The 1,117-nt window shown below is 65.8% G+C and carries 2 protein-coding genes; both read left to right on the top strand.

Translation table 11 applies throughout. The features are described from left to right. The first annotated feature begins 92 nt into the window (after positions 1 to 92). Positions 93 to 371 (top strand): helix-turn-helix transcriptional regulator, encoded by a 279-nt coding sequence (locus EN969_RS32330; RefSeq protein ID WP_063169634.1) that lies wholly within the window; start codon positions 93 to 95, stop codon positions 369 to 371. A 69-nt stretch (positions 372 to 440) separates the two neighbouring features. Further along, a partial coding sequence (locus EN969_RS32325; protein ID WP_245467610.1) for a SulP family inorganic anion transporter occupies positions 441 to 1,117 on the top strand: 677 nt, incomplete at its 3' end.

Genomic DNA, 1,117 nt, shown 5'->3' with positions numbered 1-1,117 from the left:
ACTTACGTCTCAAACATTCATCCTAATGCTTGAAACATCAGAATGATGATATTATACCTTACTCCTGCAGACTCAGACGGGGATTCCGGCCGATGATCACTGCCGCGCAGATGCGCGCCGCAAGGGCGCTGGCCGGCATCGATCAGAAGACGCTCGCCGAGCGCGCCGGCGTTTCGCTTCCGACTATCCAGCGCATGGAGGCGAGCGATGGCGTGGTCAGGGGCGTGGTCGACACGCTGATGAAGGTCATCCAGGCCCTCGACGAGGCCGGGGTGGAGCTGATCGGCGAGAATCAGGCCAGCGAGCGCGGCGGCCGGGGCGTGCGCCTCAAGTCTGCCGTGCCGCCGGATCCCAAGGCTGAGCCGGCATAAAGTCGCGACGGCGACCGCCGACAGCCCTGCCGACGATCCCGCCGCCTTTCAGGGTGCGAAAGGCAGTCCATGGATCAGACGCAGCGGGCAGGGCATGAACCGGCCCCCAGATCGGCCCAAAGGTCGGCCCACCAGTCGGCAAAGCCGACATTTCCCGAATTGTTCACGCCAAAGCTCGTGACGGTCTGGCGCGAGGGCTACACCTTCGCCGACGCCAAGGCGGACGCCATTGCCGGGCTGACGGTGGCCATTGTCGCGCTGCCCTTGTCGATGGCCATCGCGATCGCCTCGGGAGTCACGCCCGAGCGCGGCCTCTACACCTCGATCGTCGGCGGCTTCATCATTTCGGCGCTCGGCGGCAGCCGCTTCCAGATCGGCGGCCCGGCCGGCGCCTTCATCGTGCTGGTGGCCGCGACGGTTGCCCGGGTCGGTATTGACGGGCTGCTGCTGGCAACGATGATGGCAGGGGTCTTCCTGCTCGCCATCGGCTATCTCCGTCTCGGCACCTACATCAAGTTCATTCCCTATCCGGTGACGGTCGGCTTCACCGCCGGCATCGCCGTCATCATCTTTTCCGGACAGATCGTCGAACTGTTCGGGCTGAAGCTTGCCGGCAAGGAGCCCGGACCGCTGGTGCCGAAGCTGATCGCGGTCGGCGAGGCGGCCGGCACCATCAACCCGGCGGCGACCTTCGTGGCGGTGTTGACCGTCGCCACCATCGCCGGCCTGAAGCGCTGGCGGCCGAC

Source organism: Mesorhizobium sp. M7A.F.Ca.CA.003.01.2.1, from assembly GCF_003998945.1.
Taxonomy (GTDB): Bacteria; Pseudomonadota; Alphaproteobacteria; order Rhizobiales; family Rhizobiaceae; genus Mesorhizobium; species Mesorhizobium ciceri.
Note: the sequence above shows the minus strand (reverse complement) of the source record. Positions and strands in the feature narration are given on the sequence as shown.